This window comes from Paenibacillus sp. OAE614 (assembly GCF_040546645.1).
Taxonomy (GTDB): Bacteria; Bacillota; Bacilli; order Paenibacillales; family Paenibacillaceae; genus Paenibacillus_AQ; species Paenibacillus_AQ favisporus.
In genome coordinates, this window is sequence record NZ_JBEPOD010000001.1 from 5609772 (window position 1) to 5629656 (window position 19885).

General features: G+C 59.8%; 14 protein-coding genes. 1 reads left to right on the plus strand and 13 read right to left on the minus strand.

Annotated elements, in window-relative coordinates; translation table 11 throughout:
* Positions 1-294: 294 nt before the first annotated feature.
* Complete coding sequence (locus tag ABIE48_RS25835) at positions 295-1272, plus strand: ring-cleaving dioxygenase (protein ID WP_192717006.1); 978 nt, start codon at positions 295-297, stop codon at positions 1270-1272.
* Positions 1273-1305: 33 nt separating this feature from the next.
* Here the strand turns inward: ABIE48_RS25835 and ABIE48_RS25840 are convergent, their stop codons facing one another.
* The 13 genes from ABIE48_RS25840 to ABIE48_RS25900 all read right to left on the minus strand — a co-directional run bounded on the left by ABIE48_RS25840 (position 1306) and on the right by ABIE48_RS25900 (position 19843).
* Positions 1306-2799, minus strand: coding sequence for an FGGY-family carbohydrate kinase (locus ABIE48_RS25840; RefSeq protein WP_192717007.1), 1494 nt, complete (start codon positions 2797-2799; stop codon positions 1306-1308).
* A 185-nt stretch (positions 2800-2984) separates the two neighbouring features.
* Complete coding sequence (locus ABIE48_RS25845) at positions 2985-3863, minus strand: hypothetical protein (protein ID WP_145028836.1); 879 nt, start codon at positions 3861-3863, stop codon at positions 2985-2987.
* A gap of 556 nt (positions 3864-4419) precedes the next feature.
* The gene (locus ABIE48_RS25850; protein ID WP_192717008.1) at positions 4420-6591 is read right to left on the minus strand and encodes a Sip1-related alpha-galactosidase; all 2172 of its coding nucleotides are present in this window, start codon (positions 6589-6591) and stop codon (positions 4420-4422) included.
* Positions 6592-6778: 187 nt separating this feature from the next.
* Positions 6779-7792 carry an ROK family protein gene (locus tag ABIE48_RS25855; RefSeq protein ID WP_145028832.1) on the minus strand — a complete coding sequence of 338 codons (1014 nt, stop codon included), beginning with the start codon at positions 7790-7792 and terminating at the stop codon, positions 6779-6781.
* The gene (locus tag ABIE48_RS25860) at positions 7789-8418 is read right to left on the minus strand and encodes a D-sedoheptulose-7-phosphate isomerase (protein ID WP_105444281.1); all 630 of its coding nucleotides are present in this window, start codon (positions 8416-8418) and stop codon (positions 7789-7791) included. Before ABIE48_RS25860 ends, ABIE48_RS25855 begins: the two co-directional genes overlap by 4 nt.
* Positions 8402-9931, minus strand: coding sequence for a four-carbon acid sugar kinase family protein (locus ABIE48_RS25865; RefSeq protein ID WP_192717009.1), 1530 nt, complete (start codon positions 9929-9931; stop codon positions 8402-8404). Before ABIE48_RS25865 ends, ABIE48_RS25860 begins: the two co-directional genes overlap by 17 nt.
* Positions 9928-10593 (minus strand): class II aldolase/adducin family protein, encoded by a 666-nt coding sequence (locus ABIE48_RS25870; RefSeq protein WP_192717010.1) that lies wholly within the window; start codon positions 10591-10593, stop codon positions 9928-9930. Before ABIE48_RS25870 ends, ABIE48_RS25865 begins: the two co-directional genes overlap by 4 nt.
* A 1-nt stretch (position 10594) precedes the next feature.
* Positions 10595-13024, minus strand: coding sequence for an alpha-mannosidase (locus ABIE48_RS25875; protein ID WP_192717011.1), 2430 nt, complete (start codon positions 13022-13024; stop codon positions 10595-10597).
* A 51-nt stretch (positions 13025-13075) separates the two neighbouring features.
* Positions 13076-14005 (minus strand): class II fructose-bisphosphate aldolase, encoded by a 930-nt coding sequence (locus ABIE48_RS25880; RefSeq protein ID WP_145028824.1) that lies wholly within the window; start codon positions 14003-14005, stop codon positions 13076-13078.
* Between the two features lie 120 nt (positions 14006-14125).
* On the minus strand, positions 14126-14848 hold the full coding sequence (locus ABIE48_RS25885; RefSeq protein ID WP_186326152.1) for an aspartate/glutamate racemase family protein: 723 nt from the start codon (positions 14846-14848) through the stop codon (positions 14126-14128).
* 7 nt (positions 14849-14855) lie between these two features.
* The gene (locus tag ABIE48_RS25890) at positions 14856-16244 is read right to left on the minus strand and encodes a sedoheptulokinase (protein ID WP_192717012.1); all 1389 of its coding nucleotides are present in this window, start codon (positions 16242-16244) and stop codon (positions 14856-14858) included.
* Between the two features lie 238 nt (positions 16245-16482).
* The gene (locus tag ABIE48_RS25895; protein WP_192717013.1) at positions 16483-18534 is read right to left on the minus strand and encodes a YyaL domain-containing protein; all 2052 of its coding nucleotides are present in this window, start codon (positions 18532-18534) and stop codon (positions 16483-16485) included.
* Positions 18535-18589: 55 nt separating this feature from the next.
* A complete protein-coding gene (locus ABIE48_RS25900; RefSeq protein ID WP_192717014.1) occupies positions 18590-19843 on the minus strand; it encodes an amidohydrolase family protein in 1254 nt (417 codons plus the stop codon).
* Positions 19844-19885: the final 42 nt, after the last annotated feature.

Consider the following 19885-nt stretch of genomic DNA (forward strand, 5'->3'; position numbering starts at 1 on the left):
TATAATCGCAAGAAAAACTTCAGCTACACGCGGTCTGTCTTCTTTGAAGGTACGTCGATAGACGTTTTTCTTATGGGTTCGGGTGGACGAATTAGTTCAGGCCCCATACTTTATCCCAATATTCGCCATAGATCTCTAGGTTTTTGCCGATGGATCGCCAAACGTTTGACACATCGGAAACAACGTGCTATATTTATCTTAAATTAAAGATTCTTTATAACAAGAAATTGTCGCAAGCCATTTCATCATGGAAAAACAGTTTTAAGGGAAGCTTAATTATAAGGAGGAATTATCATGAACGGATTAAAAGGAATTCACCACGTGACTGCGATTACGAGCAGTGCGGAAAAAAACTATCAGTTTTTCACCTATGTGCTGGGCATGCGCCTGGTCAAAAAAACGGTAAACCAGGACGACATCCAGACTTACCATTTGTTCTTTGCCGATGACAAAGGAAGCGCGGGAACCGACATGACATTCTTTGATTTTCCCGGCATTCCGAAAGGCGTTCACGGCACCAACGAAATCGCCAAAACGTCGTTCCGCGTTCCGAGCGATGCGGCACTGATCTACTGGGTGAAGCGCTTTGACCGCCTGAACGTGCAGCATTACGGCATTAAAGAGATGTTTGGTAAAAAAACGCTCTCCTTCGTCGACTTCGACGACCAGCAGTACCAGCTCATTTCCGACGAGCACAACGAGGGCGTTCCTTCCGGAACACCGTGGGAAAAAGGGCCAATTCCGCTGGAGTACGCCATCACGGGCTTGGGCCCGGTCTTTGTGAGAATCGCCAATTTCGATTACTTCAAAGAAATGCTGGAGAAAGTATTCGAGTTCAAAGAAATCGGCCAGGAAGGCTCCTACCACCTCTTTGAAGTCGGTGAAGGCGGCAATGGGGCTCAGGTCGTCGTGGAATATAATGCCGTGCTGCCGCCAGCCCGCCAAGGCTTCGGTACGGTGCATCACGCGGCATTCCGTGTTGAGGACCGCGCCGTGCTGGAACAATGGATTACCCGCCTGGACGAATTCGGGTTCTCGACTTCAGGTTACGTGAATCGTCACTTCTTTGAGTCGCTGTATGCGCGGGTAGCGCCGCAAATTCTGTTCGAGCTGGCGACCGACGGCCCTGGCTTTATGGGCGACGAGCCTTACGAAACGCTGGGCGAAAAGCTGTCCCTGCCTCCATTCCTGGAGCCGAAACGCGAGCAGATCGAAAAGCTGGTGCGTCCGATTGACACCGTGCGCAGCACGATTGAATTTACAAAAGAATAAGGCGTTAGTTAAAAAAGCAGCTCCTGATTTCGGTCAGGAGCTGCTTTTGTAATAGGACAGCAAGGGCTGGAGCAGGCCGAGAAAGCCTTGCTCGTACAGCTTCCGGTACATCAGATGGCGTTCCGGATCAGGTTCGTACACCTTCGCCTCGGGGTAGGTTACGGCAGCAGCCGCTTCGCGGAAGGACGGGTACAGGCCGGCCCCGACGGCGGCGGCCAGGGCAGCCCCGAGCAGCGAGGCCTCCGCTGCGCCGGTCATGGTCAGGCGGATGCCCGATACATCGGCCTTGATCTGCAGCCAGTGGCTGTTCCGGGCTCCGCCGCCGACCACGTGCATCCGCCGGATCGGACTGCCGCCGACCCGTTCGGCGCGCTCCCGCAGCAGCTCCAGCTGATAGGCGTTTCCTTCCAGCACCGCCCGGACCAGGTCCCCCTTCTTATGCTTGGCGTCCAAGCCGATGAATGCGGCCCGGGCACCGGGCTCGGGATGCGGGGCGCCGCTTCCGGTCAAATACGGATAATACAAAATGCCGGTGGGCTGCCCGCCCGCCTCATCCAGCAGCCGCATCATATCCGGGTAGGACATGCCGGCATCCGATAAGGCTTCGCGGGCCCACTCCACCGAACCGCCGGACGAAGAATGTCCTCCCATCCAGTACATGCGGCCCGGCATTGGATGAATGCCGAAAGACAAGCCCGATGCATCGTCGGCATCCCCCAAGGGACGCAGGGGGAACGTCCCGACCAGCGTTTCGGCGGTCCCCATCGAATTGTACGTGCTGTCCGGGCCGTCCGGGCAGGCCAGCGAGGCGCACACATGGTCATGTCCGGCCAGGATGACCGGCGCTTTGCCGAGGCCGAGGCTTTCCATGGCCGGCAGCACCGTGCCCACCGGCGTTCCCGCCGGCTGAATGGGCGGAAACAGCTGCGGATCCAGCCCGAAGCTGCGGATCAGCGGCTCATTCCAGGCGCGGCTGTCAATCCGGTATGCGTAGGTTCTGGCCGCCAGCGTCTCATCTTCGGCGATCCTGCCGGTCAGCCGGTAAGCGATGTATGACGCGGCGGACAGCCATACGCTGCCGTTAAAGGCGTCCGGGTACGCTTCCCGCAGCCACAGCAGCTTCGGCAGGCCGTGTTTGAACGACGGGCGCAGTCCGGTCATGCGGAAGAGCTCCCGTTCATCCACCTCCTGCCTGATCCGCTCCGCCTGCGGTGCCGAGCAGGTTTCGAACCAGGGCAGCATCGGAGTGCACGCTCTCCCATCCGCTGGGTTCAGCAGCAGGCCGCTCTCCGCCATGCTCGTAATCCCGACGGCATCGATCGTTTCGTCCCGCTCTCCAAGACGCTCTACCGCCTGCTGGATCAAACCGGCCGCGGTCTCCCACAGCACATCCGGGTCATAGACAGTGGTACCGGAGGGGCCCTGCGCCTTCGGGTTCGGTGCCGAGACGACGGCCATTTCCGAGCCGTCGTTCCCGAACACCCCTGCTTTGATATGAGTCGTGCCGATATCCAAAGAAAGCAGCATCCCGATTCCTCCTCTCCAAAAAGGGCTCCTCTACGGGAGCCTTATGTATAATTTTTTATACCCCAATCGTAGCATGTAGGATTTGAAGATAACACCCTCCCAGCCCGGAACGTGCATCACACTGCCCCACGCCCCCAACAGCATACGCTGCCGGGGTATCCAGCATCCTCCGGGGAGAGCAGTCCTTACCAGGACGAGAGTTCCGTTCGCTTCCAGTTGTCTTGGGCAACGCACACATATACGTACTGGTCGTCCCAGGCCATTTGTCCCTGACTGCAGGGCTCGGTGGATGATTTCGGCGTATGCTTCTCACGGATGCGGAGCTTGTCTCCGTTCACATCCAGCTTGGTGTCCGGTTCGTCCGTGCCGATTCCGACGTTGCCGTCGCTCCGCTGCATGGTCAGCGGGGAATCGACCACTTCGCCGTCGTCGCCATAGCGGACGAATTGGAGGTCGGACCCTGTGTTGCCGCCCTTCTCTTTCGTGCTGTCCGCCCGAACGGCCCATCTCGGCGTCGTTTTGTTGTCTTCGCCGGCAACGCTGAACTGGATGTCCCGGTTCGACCCGGTTTCGCCCGCAACCCGCAGGATGCCGTTCATCACATTAAAATTGGATGATTGGGTCCGGATTTCGCTGACGTCCATGTCATAGGGGATTTCCAGCCGCGTGAACAGCTGGTCCGCATATTGACCGTCCGGCGACATCGTCGTCTCAAACGAGAGGTGTTTATGGTCGTGCTGCTCGGGATTATTCGCTTTGTCGTGGGAGATGATGGCGGTCTTGTCCTTCCCGTTTTCGTCGGCCCAGGCAATCGCGGGTTTGGCGCGATCGGCCGTCCACTGCAGCCGGATCAGGTCGGACTGATGCCCTTCCTCATTAATCCACTTCTTGTCGGTGGACAAAAACAAGCGCTCATTATGCGGAACGACGATTTCGCTGCCGTTCTGTTTCGCTTGATCCAACACGCCATCCGCCGAGCTCAATGTTCGGTCGGTGCATCCGATGCCTACCAAGCAGACGCCCCCAAGTATTATCTTTGCGATCATCGACTTCGATATTTTCATTGCTATCCCTCCGTTATCATTTCATTCGACTTTATTCATGGAATCAGCCAAAAGCTCCGTTTGATCGTATACTAGACCGCACACTGCGTACATCCATTTCATCAAATGTCCCGGAAAAATGATTCTTTTCGTCTATAAAATTTTAAATCCGATGTTCCGACAGCGGTTTTCAAAATAGGTCTTGCTGGTAATATTTTTCTAAAAGTACCAACACACTGCAAATTACCGCAGCTCCTCCTATTTATATGAATTTGTACCTATACGGCAGTCAACGAGTCCAGCGGAGGGTGATCCATAAATCCGGAAGATAAGGAGGCAAGGAATATACCAATATATTTGCATCAGCTTAAAATCTCCATATTCATCGTCCAATCGTTCTCCGCCGAGAACACCACGTCAAATACAAGAACGGATGTTATAGGCCCCGTGTCGTTCAGCGGTTTGGCCGTCAAAACAAGATCTTGATATCGCAGCGAAAATAGTTAAAGCAGCTCGTTTGTCATCAGATGAACGAGCTGCTTTTGCTATTTTTTTCATTAAAGCCTTCACACGGCTTTTACACCGAGACGATTTCGATCTGCACCGGTTGGCCGGGCTCCCCGGAAAGAACCTCATAAAAATCGCCGGGTTCGCCCCCGATCGGAGATGCCTCTACCATCAGGCCGTTTGCAGTAACGCTTAAAGGCGCCGTTTTGGAGGCAAACACGAACCGGCCGCCTTCCCGCAAGCGGACGTTTGTCACCTTGCCTACCTCAGTACACCCGGCAACCGCCGCCGGCGAAATGTATTTGTCGGCCAGCCCAACCGGGGTAACGCTACCCGTAACCGGGACGATGGCATAGAGGGCGCAGCCTCCTTCCTCCAGACGGATCGGGGTCTGCTCGTCGGCGCGCATCAGCCAACCCTTGCCGGCAAAATGGTCATACACGGCGAATTCCCCGCCGCCGAGTCCCGGCACATCGGCCGGTCCGACCGAACCCATAACCTGAGCAGCATCCCCACTGATATGAAAGGCAGCCACAACCCCTGCGCTGCCCGCCCGATTCCACAGTTTAAGAGGAATGTGCTCTTCGGCCGGATTCAGCAGCAGGCAGTCCGGGGTCGGATTGGCCGTCTCGTCGCAGCGGATGACGGTACCGTCTGCATAGATCAAAGGCCAGATGCGCGACGGATCGGTATTTCCCGGAGCGTCGCTGATATAGACCGGACCTCCGCTCACCGCACGCAGCACCGCACTCTGCACATCGTCGTGGTTTTTGGACCAGTACATATCCCAGTCTCCCCAGTAAAAAGCCCCGTGGTAAAAGGAATTGTAGCCGTTCTGCAGCGCATGCTCCGGAAAGCCGCGCTTCTCCTGCGGCACAAAATCGTCGCTGTTGCGCGAAACGGCCGACTTCGGCCGGTGCCATATATTTTCGGAAGCCATGCCCATGCAGTTGATGATCGTCCCGTCAAAATGCAGCGCAACCGAAGCCTCCAGCGCCTCGTGCGCAGCGGCGGCAGCCTGGCCGATGGGCATGCGTCCCTGCAGGTAGTTCAGAACCGCGCTTTGGCTGTCCACCTTGACGAAATCGACGCCCTGGCGGCGCAAAAATCCGTGCCAGGCATGCCAGAAGGCAAAGCCTTTGCCGGCTTCTGGGTAAGGGATCAGATTGCCCCGGGGAACCCGGTACAGATGGTCCGCATAAGTTCTGGCGATCGGGCTGTCCTCCAGAATGCCGCCCCAGTAACCGGCGATGGTATGCCATACCCCGACGTGGCGGATGCCGTACCGCTCCTTCAGTGCATGCACGGCACGCTTCAAACCGCCGGGAAATTTGACGGGATCCGCTTCAAAGGAAGACAGCTTGCCCGCAGAAATATCGGACCAGCCGTCGTCGATCATCACCCAGCCGACTGGCAGCCCAAGCTGCTGCAGCTCGGCGGCTTTGGCCAGCAGCCCTTCTTCGCTGACCTGGTGGTAAAAAGCGTCCCAGCTGCACCAACCGAGCTTGTCCAACATCGCCGGAAACGGCTTCTGTTCCCTCGGCAGCGTCGGATAATCCAGCTCTTTCAGCGCGGAAGCTACATTGCGCTTGACGAGATCGTATGGATCGCTCCCGGCCGCAAAGGCAAAAACCAGCGCTTCACACCGGGTATGCCCTTCCTCATAAGCGGATAATCGAAGCGTAACCCCTTCCTCGGCTCCGGCGGCATCCGCACGCCACACCGGTCCCGTCACCGGCAGCAGGTGGCCGTATCCGTCTGCCGTCTTCCACAGCACCGACTGCATCTTCTCCGGCAAACCGGCCAGATCGGTGCCAAAATGAGGGCGGGTCCACCAGTCCTTATGCTGGTAGTTGGCCATCAGCCCCTCGATCTGCCCAACGGGCCGCAGCGTCAGCAGGACCGCATGCTCCCCTGCGAACGAGCGCTGCTTGCCGAAATCATTTTCATTGGCGATGCCGGCTTCCACGGAGACCAGCATCGTACCGCCTGCCTTCTCCCGCACAAAAATCCCGGCCTGAATGGACTCATCTTCGCTTCGGTAGTGAAACCGGGTCTCTTCAAGAATTCCCTGTTCCGTCGAACCTTTCTCTGTTTCCGACCCTGTCAGCTGCAGCCGAACCGCTTCCGTCCCCGACTGAAGCCGAACGGAAAGGCCAAACGGCCGGAGCAGAGCTTTCACCACGCCGTCCGCCCCAAGGTTTTCACTGGAATGAAACGCACCTTGCCATTCGATACTCATCAACGATTCCCCCTGCTGCTCCCAAAATGACGAACATGCCAACTTCCAACTTCCAACTATCCATACGACAAAGGCCTGAGGGCTCTGCACTTCCATGCCTTCAGGCCGCGATTCCTGTATCACAACGTTATGATGAACCTGTTATCATCTGTTAAAAGTTCGCCGGATCAACCTTCGGTTTCCCGGATCAGTTATTCCCTCGTTTATGCTCCCCCAGCGCGTGAAGCGCAACGGACAAGCTGGCCGCATCCCCGACATGCTCGCCGAGCTCCGACGGCAGAATCCGGCAGGCCGCGAGCGTCCCCGGCAGCGCTTCGCGCCGCAGCTCCTCCAGCACGAGCGGCCGGAGCACCTGCTCTTGGCGCGCATAAATGCTGCCGATTACGATCCGCTCCGGATTGAGCGTATCGACGAGGACGGCCAGGCCCCGGCCGAGCTTGCGGCCGATGATGCCCACCGCTTCGCACGCCAGCGCGTCCCCGGCGGCAGCCGCCTCAAACACGTCCTTCGCCGTCCATGCAGCCTTCCCGGTCCCTCCCGGGTGCGGGGCCGGCCCTCCGGCGGCAAAGGAGGATTGCGCGGCACTCCCCGCCGCCGCTTCCCTTAAACCGGCAAACAGGCGGGCGATGCCCCCGCCGCTGCAAAAGCCCTCAAAAGAGCCGGCCTTGCCGTAGCCGACCGGCCCCTCCTCCGCCAGGCGGATATGGCCGACCTCACCGGCCATGTCACTTGCGCCGGCATACAGGGCTCCGTTCAGGATCAGACCCGCACCCATTCCTGTCCCGAAGGTCAGGAAGATCATGCTGGACGCCCCGCGCCCGGCCCCCCACCGCCATTCGGCGAGGGCGCAGGCGTTGGCGTCGTTTTGGAGCGCGGCGGGTACGCCGAAGCGCTCCCGGAGCGGCGTGAGGACGTCGATGCCATCCCAGCCGGGCAGGTTCGGCGGGGAGAGAATCCGTCCCCGCCGGCTGTCAAGCGGGCCGCCGCAGCTGACGCCGACGGCCGCGAGCGGCTCGCCCCCGCCGGCCGAAGCGGCCAGGCCGGCCAGCTCGTCGCACAGCGACGCCATCGCTTCCTCCGGCGTGTCCGGCGTCGGGAAGCTGCGCTTGCCCACGATTTCGATCCGGTCGCCTTCCGCCCTGCCAAGCACGGCTGCGCATTTCGTTCCGCCGATATCGAGGCCTCCCAGCAGTGTGCTCATGCGAAAAATGCCTCCTCCAGCATCATGCACAGCGTATGGTAAATCGGCAGATGCCTTTCCTGGATATCCGGCGTGCCGTCGTAAGGAACGCAGACGGCAATGTCGCACAGCTCCTTCAGGCGTCCGCCGGTGCGGCCGGTCAGGCCGATCGTGGTCATCCCGAGGGATTTGGCCACCTGAACGGCACGAACCACATTCGCCGAGTTGCCGGACGTGCTGAACACGACCAGCGTATCCTCCGGCCGGCCATAGCCGTACACCTGCTGGGCCACCGCCATATCGGCGGCAACGTCGTTGATGAACGCGGTCGACAGGCCGCTCTGACTGACGAGAGAGATGGCTGGCAGCGCACCCTGCAGCCGGTCGGCGATATAAGCGCCTTCCTCGCCGTGAATGAGCATCTTATCGCGTTCGGCCGGCGGCAAAGTCCGCTTCAGCATAAAGCCCTTCATCAGCTCGCCCACGACATGCTCGCAGTCGGCGGCGCTGCCGCCGTTGCCGGCGAGGAGCATTTTGCCTCCCCGGCGAAAAGAAGCCTCCATCGCCTCGTACGCCTGCCAAACCGCGTCCCGGCACGGCTGAAGATCCGGATATTTCGCAAACAGCTGCTCAAAGATCGCGCTCATCGCAGTCACTCTCCCCATGGATGTTCATTCCCTTCAAATGTTCGATGGCTTTGACGATAAACTCCGGGCTGCCGAAGCTGCCCGATTTCAACACCAGCAGACGCGCCTTGCCGTCCAGCGACATACAGGAGGGCAGCCCAGGCTCAATCTCTTCCAGCACCCGCAGCCCTGTGATGCCCAGCCGGCCGCATACGGCAGCAGAGGTTTCGCCGCCGGCGATGACGATCCGGCGCTGCCTGGCACGCTCCGCGACATCGGCTACCGCGCCGGCCAGCTCGTCCGAGACGATGCGCGAGAGCACCGTACCCGACAGGCCGAGCTCCTCTGCCCGCTTGCGGGTCGCCACCAGCTTGCCGGCATCGTTCGATGCATGGATCAGCACATCGCGTCCGGCTGCCAGCTCCGCACCTGCCCGACGTACGACATCGACGATGTGCCCGTTCTTGCGCGCCGGTTCCAGCAGCAGCAAGGAATCGAGCTCGATGATCGTAACGCCCGCCTCCCGGGCGCAAGCAATCTGCGCCGCGGTTTGCGGCATCAGGCTGCCTGCCGCGAGCAGCACTCCTTCGCCTCGGGTGGCATTACCGGCTGAGCCTGCGTTGACCTGCGAGGCGTCTGTATCCTTGCTCAGTAACCCGCTATTTTCAATAAGGTCAGCAGCCGCCCTATCAATTTGCCCGCCATGCGGCCCGGTCCCGGCAGAGGCCAAGTTCGTCCCTGTTCGTTCTCCTTCATCTGCTCCCAGGTCAGCCCTACTATAAAGGGCCGCATTCTCCTCTGGCCCGGCAGTAGATCGATCTGAGCTTTCCGGTTCCGCATCCGCACGCTTCAGCAGCGGCGCGAGCTCCTCATAGAGGCCGGAACTGCCGCACAGCAGCGGCTCATCCAGTACCGCCTCGGCGATGATCCGCAGCGACTGCTGATCGCGGACGTCGAGAATCAGGTAGGCACATTCGCCCCGCATCCGGTTGATTTCCCCGCGCAGTACTTCGGCGCCCTGCTCCACCACGCCGATCGGCAGCATCGCCACCTTCCGCTCCGTCTGCGCCTGCAGGATCGCCGTCAGCTCCGACTCCTGCATCGGATGCACCGGATCATGCCGGAATTCGGACTCGCCCAGCGGCTTGCCGTGCACGTAATGGACGCCGTCCAGCGTAACGCGGCCGTTCTTCGGAAATCCGAGCACGACGACCGCGAACGCGGCGGGTACCGCATCCAGCATGGCTTCGAATTCCGCTCCGATGTTGCCGCGGAAGACCGAACACGTTTTGTTGACCAGCCGTGTGCATCCGGCGGCGCGCAGGGCGACGGTAGCCGTGTACACCTTGGCGTAAGCCTGATCCGCGGTATCGAGCCGCGAGTTCGTGTCCACCACGAGCACATCCGGCTGCGGATCCGGCAGACCGTGCCGGAGCTTATCCGCCGGATACACATGCGTCGTCAAGCCCGCTTTGGCGAACATAATGCCGATGTCGTTCGCGCCGGTAATGTCGTCGGCAATGACGCCGATCATCCGTCCCACCTCCTCCGTGGACGGTAGCCTGAGCGCTCCAGGAAGTCCTGCCGGACCGAATCCGGCAGCTCCTGCAGACGTACGCCCGCGCTCCCGGATTCAATCACCATCCGGCAAGCCATTTCGAGCGTCTGCAGCGCCATCCGTGCTTCCTTGATGCTGGTGTCATAGACCAGCACCCCGTGGTGCTCCAGCAGCAGCACATTGGCCTGCTTCGCTTTCTCCCTGACCGCTTCCCCCAGATCCAGCGAGCCGGGATGGGCGTACCGGACGCGTTCCACGCGTTCCAGGTAGTACATCGTCTCTACGAACAAGCCGGAGGGAAGCGGAATATCGGCGCAGGCGAACAGCGTGCTGTAAAAAGGCGACGCATGCAGCACCGCCCCGACGTCAGGCTGCAGGTCATACACGGCCTGGTGCATCGGCACTTCCTTGGACGGTTTGGGCCCGGCAGCTGCCGGCGTCTCGCAGCCGTCCAGATAGCACTCGGCGAAGTCTCCTTCGCCCAGCTCCCCCAGGAATGTCCCCGTGGCCGTGATCAAGAAGCTTGAGTCATCCAGCCTGGCGCTGATGTTCCCCGCATTGCCCCAGGCGAGCCCTGTGTCCATCATGAATTTCCCGGCCGCCCGCAGCTCGGCGGCCGTCTCTTCGCGGCGGCCCATTTTACAGATCCCACTCCAGGAGGCTGGTTTCCGTCACCGGAAGGCTTTTGTCCGCCGGCACGCGGAACGTTTTGATTTCCGACGGCTTGAAATCGGCGCGAATGCTGCGTTCCCATTGCGGGAGCCGGATTTCGGCTGTCGTCGCTTTTTTGTCCGTCTCATACACGCGCAGGATCAGATCATCGTTATCCTCCGCTTTTTTCACCGCGCTGACGATAATATTGTCCCGGTCCACGGACAGGTACGAATCCGTCTGCGGCAGCTTCCCGTCGTGGTAAGTTTCAATGATAGCCACCGGCTTGCAGTTCAATTCCGCGGCCCGCCGCACGGTGCCGGCCTGCTCCCAGCCCTCTTCATGAGGAAGAAGCGAATAGTTAAACTGCTGCATGCCCTGGTCGGTAAAGGCATATTCGCCGTCCGCCTCCGGCACGTAAGGATCGTGATGGGCATAAATCGGGCTGCGCAGCACGGTCAGGGCCAGCTCCTTGTTGTGGATGCTGTAGCTGTACTTGGCGTCATTCATCAGGCTCAGCCCGTACACGCGGTTGGATCCCGGAACGATCCCCGTATAGTCCACCCAGCTCTGACCCGGCTCTTCCTCGCCGTTATGCTCGCGCTCGATCGTTCCGTAAGGAATTTCGTACGTATGCCGGCTGAAGACGCAGTTGACCGGGAAGACGAGCTTCAGCATTTTGAACTTTTCCCGCCAGTCCACGGTCACGCGAACGTCGATTTGGTCCCGGTCCGGATACATCGCAAAATCCTGCACCAGCCGCGAGCTGCCGTATTCGCTTACTACGCGGATGACCGATTTGACCGGCCCGTGCTCGATGCGCTGCACTCTCACCGCCTTGAACTGCCCTGCCGTCCGGTTAAAATGAAGCACGTCGTGGCTCCACGTATCCGAGGTGTCGTCGATAACGACCGGTCTCGCACCTTCGCCCCGCAGCACCTCATGATCCAGCTTCTTGTCCCGCAGGCTTTTAATAAAGCCCGTGTCCTTGTCGAACTCCAGCCGCAGCCGGCTGTTTTCCAAGACGAGATCGCTGGCCGTGATCGGCTCCCCGACCGGCTTCAGCGAAGCCGATTCCAGGAACAGCTTGTAGACCCGGTATCCGAGCGGCGGCAGTTCGGCCATAAAGCTCAAACGGTAGCGGCCTCTGGCTGCGGCCTGCGACTTGACGGTCTGGAACGGCACCGGCTTGCCGGTATCGTCCACCAGCACGCTGTTGTCCTTGATTCCGCCAATCTCCAGCTCGACGTTCACTTTGCTGGACCAGGCATGCGGGTTGAACACGACGATCGGGCGCATCGTTTCATCCTGCTCGATGCCGATGTTCCAGGACAGCGACTGCACCGCATAGTTCAGCGAGCGGTCGGCGATCGCCATCGCCTCTCCGAACAAATATCTCGCGTCCTCATACGCCGGTTCCAGGCTCGTTCCGGCCAGGATGTCATGGAACTGGTTGAACAGCACGTTTTTCCAGGCGCGCGTGAATTCCTCAGGATACGGCTGCCCGGTGATCCATGAAGCGAGCGCGGAGAACTTCTCCGCCGCAATCAGCCGGTTCTCCGCCTGGCGGTTCCACTGCTTGATGCCGGAATGCGCGGCATAACAGCCGCTGGCGTGATGCTGCAGGTCGTCGTGCACAACCGGAAAATCAAGTCCGGAAGCTTCCATGTCCTTGAAGTACCGGTCAGGCGTAGCGAACTCGAGCTTCGGCAGATCGGGCTCCTCGTTCAGGCGCCGAATGCTCTCGATATTTTCCTTGGTCGGCCCGCCCCCGTGGTTGCCCACGCCGTAGAACAGCATCAAGTCGTTCAGCGGTTCCTTGAACTCGCCGAGACAGCGGCGTACGTGATTTTCCAGATCTTTGCCCCAGGACAGGTACTCGAACATAATGCGGAACGTCAGCACCTTGGACCCGTCGTCGGACTGCCACCAGAAGAGCCGGCTGGGCAGGCCTTTTTCGTTCGGCATCGGGCGCATCATCACGTAGTAGTCCATCCCGCTCTTTTTTAATATTTGCGGGAGCATAGCGTTGTGGCCAAAGCTGTCGACGTTGTAGCCGACTTTGGCGGTCACCCCGAACTTTTCTTTAAAATAACGCTGGCCGTACAAGCCCTGGCGAACGAAGGATTCGCCCCCCGGAATGTTGCAGTCGGGCTGGATCCACCATCCGCCGACGATGTTCCACCGGCCTTCCTTGACGCGTGCGCGGATTTCCTCGAACATCGCGGGTTCGTTGTTTTCGATCCACTCGTACATGGCTGCCGAGCTGGACGTAAAAATAAAATCCTCCGATTCCTTCATCCGGTCGAGGGCCGAGCGGAAGGTCGCTTTTGCTTCCTGGAAGCCCTCCTGCCACTGCCACAGCCACACCGGGTCGAGATGCGCATTGCCGATCATGTACAGCTTTTTGTCCTTCATACGTGGTTCAGCTCCAATCCATGGTTACTTGGGTGTAAGGATCAATCCGGTTTATTGGAAAAAGCGTCCGGCCTTTCCGGCGCTCAGCACGAAATCCTTCATCTTGTTCATGACCGTCTGCTTGACGGCTTCGCGGCCGGCAGCCAGCTGATCCGGCGCCAGTGTCCGACACTCCGCATCCGTCATCCGCTCTTCACGGCCCAGCGCCGCGAGCAGTGACAGTTCCAGGTCGGTCGCGATATTCACTTTGCTGACGCCGCCCCCGTTCAGGGTGAACGCCTGCTGCATCATGTCGGCCGGAACGCCCGAACCGCCGTGCAGCACCAGATGCACCGGGGTCAGTGCCCGGATTGCCGCAAGGCGCGCATAGTCGATCTTCGGCTGCTTCACGTTGTAGACGCCATGCGCGGTGCCGCACGATACCGCCAGCGCGTCCACGCCGGTCAGCCGAACGAACTCCGCGGCCTCATCGGGATCGGTGTACAGCTCTTCGTCGGTTTCCGTCTCGACGAAATCGGTCGTGCCGATCATGCCGAGCTCGGCTTCAACCGAGACGCCTCTGGCATGGGCATAGTCGGCCGCTTCTTTGGACTCGCGGACGTTGTCCTCGAACGGCTTTTCCGACGCGTCGATCATGACGGAGGTAAAGCCCGCTTCGATGGCCTCGGCGATGACCGCCATGTCCTTCGTGTGGTCCAGGTGAAGCACCACCGGAACGGTGATCTGCTGCTCCTCCAACTGATGGTAGAATTCCTCCGCAAATGCCTTCGGTGTAATGCCGTACCGGATCAGCTCCTTCTGCGAAATCTGGACGATCAGCGGCGAATCCGCCTCCTGCCCTGCCGCCAGAACGGCGGCGATCATGGACGTATAGCGCGGTGAAAACGAACCGATCGCGTACTTTCCGGCTTCGGCGGCTTCAAGGGCCTGCTTCAGCGTCAGGACGTTGGACCGTCCCGCAGCTCCTGCTTGGGTCGTCATAGGGTAAAAACTCCTCTCGCTACTCTCTTGTAAATCTGAAAAATGGATCTTACTTCCGTCCATTAAGTCTGTTGTTCAGTTAAGTCTGTTCTTCAGTTAAGTCTGCTCAGTTAAGTCTGCTCAGCTCATTCTGTTCGCCGACAACTGCTCGACCACGCGTCCCATTCCGAAGGCGGGGCTGGTCAGAAAGCGGCTCCGTTTCTCCGGAGGCAGGCCTTCCACCGCCCGTGCCATCGACGCCTGGGCCAATACGACGATGTCCGCCGTACCGGCCATCCGGGCCAGCGCCTCGGCCAGCACTTCGTCATGGCCCTGCCGGTCGCCGGCCAGCAGGCGCTCGTACGCGGAAGAGATCACCTCCGGCACCAGCCGGACTTCTCTTCCGAGCCGCTCTGCCTGCTGCAGCAGCAGCCGCTGCGTCGGCCCGAGCGTCGTGGCCAGCGTGGCCGCCACGCCGATGGTGCCGGCTGAGCGCACCGCATGCTCCGCCATCGCTTCGTCGATGCGCACGATCGGCACCGCAATCTCCGGCTGTACGGCAGCGCACAGCTCCCCGATGGAGGAGCAGGCGTTCAGGATGCAGTCCGCGCCCTGCCGCTCCGCAATGTGCGCATACTGCCTCCACCGCCCGGCGATGGCTTCGACGTCCCCGCCGTTCTCCGCGAGCTCCGGCAGGATCGAGTCGTCCACCAGATTGATGACGCGGAGGCCGGGCATCAACTGCTGCGCCAGGTCCCTTAAGGGATCGACCGTAACCGGGGTCGTATGAATGACCGCCAGTTTGAAGCGTCCCCATTCCTGCGGCTGGCGCGTTGTACTTGTCTCGACTGTATCCATGTCCATCGCAAGTTCACCCTTTCCTCATTTCGCTAAGCGCGGACCGGACATCGGGATAATATCCGGCCGCCGCTGCGCCGTACACGGCAGCTCCATAGGCCGCCTCTTCCTCCCCAAGCGAAAGCTCAAGCGCCAGCCCGAGCTTCGCTTCCAGCATCTCTCGGAGGAGAGGGTTCCGGCGGATGCCGTTGCCCGAGCCCGCCGCAGCCGAGATGCTGCCGCGCAGCCCCGCCGGCAGCGCGCCGACGTACTGCATCAGCTCGTCGGCCATGCCCTGAAGGAAGCCTGCGGCCAGATGGCCGGGCGTGAAATTGTCCGGCCCGATGCCGCGGATGGCCCCCCGAAGGCCCGGATCCTGCCGGGTTCCGTAAAACTGGGTCTGAACTTGAAGCGGTGCATCCCCGCGCCGAATCGCCTCCCGGGCCCATTCATTCATCCGCTCGTAGATCTCGCCTTCATCCGGAGACGTGCCGAAGGCTCTGCCCACCTCTTGAAAGAACGCCAGCAGCATGGCGTAGGACTTGCCCCCGCTAAGGGGGGCGCCTACCAGCAGCGAGCCTCCTCCCGGAAACGGCCGGATTTCAAGGCCGGCCGCAGCATCCAACTCCTCCGGAGACACGTCGTTGTCCGTGTAAATGGAAATTTGCGAGCCGGTCCCGACATTGACGAGCAGCGTCCGTTCCAACTGCGATACCGAACCGAGGAAGCTCGCCTGGTTGTCGCCGATCGCGCATGCTACGGGCTTGCCGTCCGGCGTTCTACCGGCCGGCTCCGTGCCCTGGCAAACGGGCGGCAGAATGGATACATCCATCCCGGCCCGCCGCAGCGCTTCTTCATCAAAGCAGTGCCGGCTCGCCGAGAACAATCCGATCCCGGCAGCGTTGGATGGATCCATGAGCGGTTTGGCGGCGCCCGTCAGCTGCATAGCCGTATAATCGCCGATTGTGCATAAGTAAACCGCATTAGTGGGAACGTTCCCGTTTTTCACATGATGAAAGTGGGTCACCAGTCCGTAGCCGCTGGCTGCCGGATAACCTGTGATTTCCCGAAGATACCGTGCGTAAGAAGCATCCCGGTCCTCCATCCGCTCGTCTCCCCGCCCGTCCTGCCAGGTATAGAGCGGGCTGACGCTTTGGCCATCTCCGTTGACATAAAGAATGCCGTGCATCTGGCAGGAAATTCCGACCGCGGCAACGTCCGACCATTCCTCTTGGCATTCCGCAAGCAGCCCTCGGACTTGCTCCATAATCCGCTGTGGATCCTGCAGCCGTTCCCAGTTGTGCTCCCCACGAACCGAAGCATCGTTCGCACAAGTTGCCACGCGGACCGCCCGGCCTGACGCAGCCGAAATCAGCACGGCGCTGATCGATGTCGTTCCGATATCAATTCCTGCAAATAACATACGTTGTCCCCTCCCGTATTCGTCCTGCATCTCATCTCGCCTAAGCGATTTCATGGATTTCCTTATTCTTTTTCGAGGGCATAAAGCAGGGCACCTTCAAGCCATCCGCTTTTGGGTTATGAAATCCTTATCTCGCTGGAAGGCGGTTCGACGGGATGAAGAACGTATACCGGCGTATTTTCATAAGGAACAGACAGCGTTTTTTTGTCTCCAGCTACCAGCTTTCGTCTCCGATCCTTCAGCCTTCGATCAGCTCGCTCAGCCCCAGCTCCGCCGCGTATTCCGCCGCCTCCTGGGATGCGTATAGAATCAAGCCGATGCACCAGGAGTGCGACAGGGTCAGCATCATTCCTTTGGGCTGGAAGCAGTTCGTGTTGTAATAACGCTCGGTAACCATGCCTTTATAGGCGTTGAAGTCCCCGTCCTCCCGCGCGATAAACTGCAGGAAGCAGGCGATATGGTCGCGGGTGCGGTCCAGGTAATACCGGTCGCCGGAATGCTTCCACAGCCGCAGCATTTCCGGTACGCAGAACAGGCCGTAGTTGTGCAGATGCTGGTTCGACGTGGACGCCTGATCCGCGCCGCGCGAGCGGAAATCGTACTGCGCCAGCAGGGTATGGCGCGGGAAGCACAGATTATACGTCCAGCGGAACGTCATCATCCAGTCCGCCGCGCTGGATGCGAGCTCCAGCCACTTCGGCTGCCGGTCAAACTCGTACAGCAGCACATAGGCGGCGACGGCGTTATAGGCGTCTTCCGAGGTCGGCGTCAGATGCACATCCTCCGGAGCGCCGTAAATATATTCATCCCTGATAAACTTCTCGTAATAGCTGCCGGCACGTATGGCTGCTTCCGCAAACCGCGGTTCCCCGAACAAGGCCGCGCCTTCGAGCAGCGCCGCGATCCACAGCATGCCGCCGGCGCCGTCCCATTCTTCGACCTCCCCGGTCTCCGCATGGTAATAGGAGCCGAAATTGCCGTCGCTCCGCTGGCAGGAAGCCGCAAAGTTCAGGTTCGACAGGGCCGCCGCTTCCCAGTCCGGATGGGATGTTCCCTGCCCGCGCTCAAACTCCAGCGCCCGGACCATGAACAGCGTTGCCTCGGCCGCCGTTCTCGCCTGCAGCCAATCGGGCTTCGGATTCCAGCCGGCGTTCCAGCCCCGGCCCTCGATCCAGGACGCCCAGAAAATGCCGCTCGGCGACAAGCCTTCGGCGATTTTGCTCAGCACGTCCATGCCGGCCGCCGTGTACTCGGCTATCCCCTGCCTGCGTCCGTACTGCAGCAGCGCATGCGCGTAAGGCGCTCCGCTGACCCAGCCTACGTGCATATGGGGGCGGTCCCCCTGCCCTTTAACGTTGTTGTTCAGCTCGCGGTCAAACGCCGCCGTTTCGTACAATATGCGGTGCTCCGGACGATAATGCCACGTATACAGGCCGTGGGCGGTCAGCTGCGCCGCCTCGTCCAGATCCATCCATGGCCGGAGCGGGTAGGCCTCGGCATGCAGCCGGTACATCCGGCGCACGAACGGATCGTACGCGTGGGGATCGCCGGCCGCCGTATACACCCGGTAGCGCAGCGTTACCTGCTGCCCCGGCTCGAACCGTGCGGACGCCAGATCCGCCGGCGCCGGAACCGGCTCGCCAACGAACGTCACCGGCTCCTCCCGGTAAGGAAAGTTCAGCCAGACCGCCGTTCCGTTCGCATTGCCCCGGAAGCCGAGGCCCGTCAGGCCCAGCTCCGACATTTCTTCCGTGCAGAGCGCGCCGCACAGCGCATCATTCCAGGCAAACACTACCGGCAGCGCCGCCCGGTCCGAGCGGAAGGACCAATAATCCGATACCATCTGCTCCGGGTCTCCGCTCCGGTAGTCGTAGCGGGGATAGCGCCGCAAATTTTTCTCAAAGCGGTTTTCCTTATAGAAAGCGCCGGGGATCATCCAATCCGGCTTCCCTGGACCGACGACATCAGCCCGCAGCGTCAGCCCCATATTTTTGGGAACGTTCCCGTTATACGTTAAATGAAGGGTGACGTCATAGCCGCCACAGCTGTCCTTCACCGCTTCCCATTTCGCTTCGGCAGCAAATTCGCCCGAAGAGCCGGACATCGTCAGCCCTCCATCCGTCAAAGCATCCACCCTTTCGATCGGAACCTCCAGGGTCGACTCGTCCTGCGGGCTCCATGCTTCGATCAAATGACCGAACCGCAGCGCAGCCTCCCCCTGTTCCTCACCGGGCCGATACACGTTCAGTACGTAACGCTCACCACCGTCTGCCTCTGCCTTCCATCCCACGATTGACTCCCGCCTTTCTTCCAATAGCCTGCTTTTTCCCGGAAACTTTTCTACATTACATATCCAGCTGGTATATCTCGATCAGGTTATCCCGGAAAATGCGCTTGGCGAATTCCATCGCCGCCTTTTCCGTCATGCTGCCCTCCTGAACTTTCTCGGTTAACACGTCGCCCACTAGGTTCCGTACCAGCTTCAGGTGCGCGTAGGTTCCTTCGATATGGTTGTAGTCGCCGCCGAATCCCTGGATCTTCGACTGCGGCACCATCTCGATCATTTGATGCAAAATCTGCTTGCCGATCGTCGGTGAGATGATATGCACCCAGGTAAAGTCGGTGTAAACGTTCGGATAATTTTTCGCAATGCTCAAATACGATTGATGGTAAGGAAAACCGCAGTGCAGCAGGACGAATTTGGCGTCCCGGTACTGCGCCAGCAGCGGCAGCAGCAGCTCTGCGTTCGAGTTGGTCAGGATGTTACCGTTGCCGGACACGCTCGATTCATGATGGCCGGTGTGAATCTGGATCGGCAGCTCATAAGCGATGGAACGCTGAATGATGAAATGAATAAGGTAGTCCTGCAGCGCCAGCGTCTCTTCCTTCGACAGCCCGTCCTGCAGCGTATAGCCCAGCAGCCGGTTGAAGACGATCTCCGCTTCGTGGAACGTCGGCTTAGTGCTGGCGAGGCTCCGCCAATACGCATGGCCCAGCTTCGTTGCGACCATTCCTTCCTGTTTGTATCTATGCAATAAGGCATCCACTGCTTCGAGATAGCCCGGGAACGAATGCACATGCACCCCTGCGGCGTTCTCCACGTCGTGAATATCCTTGAGTGTTCGAAGTTTAAAGGTAAAATCCAAAAACATGATCGGCCGGAACAATTCGTAATCCAATTGCGTGGTTTGGATCAGCGTGAACGCCAGGTCAATTTTTGAGCGTTCGTACAGCACCTCCCGGTACCAGTCCGGGTTATTCGTCGCCGCCTTAACTTTATCATTAACCTCCAGAATGCCTTGAACCGTCCAGTCTTCAAAGCCGTACAGGTCCTTCATGGCCGTCCGGAACATGTTCGCGTAGGTGGTGTTGTTCGCGCGCTGCCAGTACTGCAGGAAGGTGGCCGCTTTCTCTTCGTCACTGCGCAGCCGGCCGCTTAAAGCCCCGCGCTGCATCCCCGCCGTAATGAAGTCGGAATCCAGGTAATGCATCAGGGAGAAAAAATCCTGCTGCTCTCTTTGTCTGATCTGCGGAGTCGCCAAATGCTCGTGTCCGTCGATGATCCGTAGTTCGCTGATATAATCATGTATGCTGCTCATCGGGCCTTTCTCCTTCCAAAAATGGAGCGGCTGCTCCTCTTC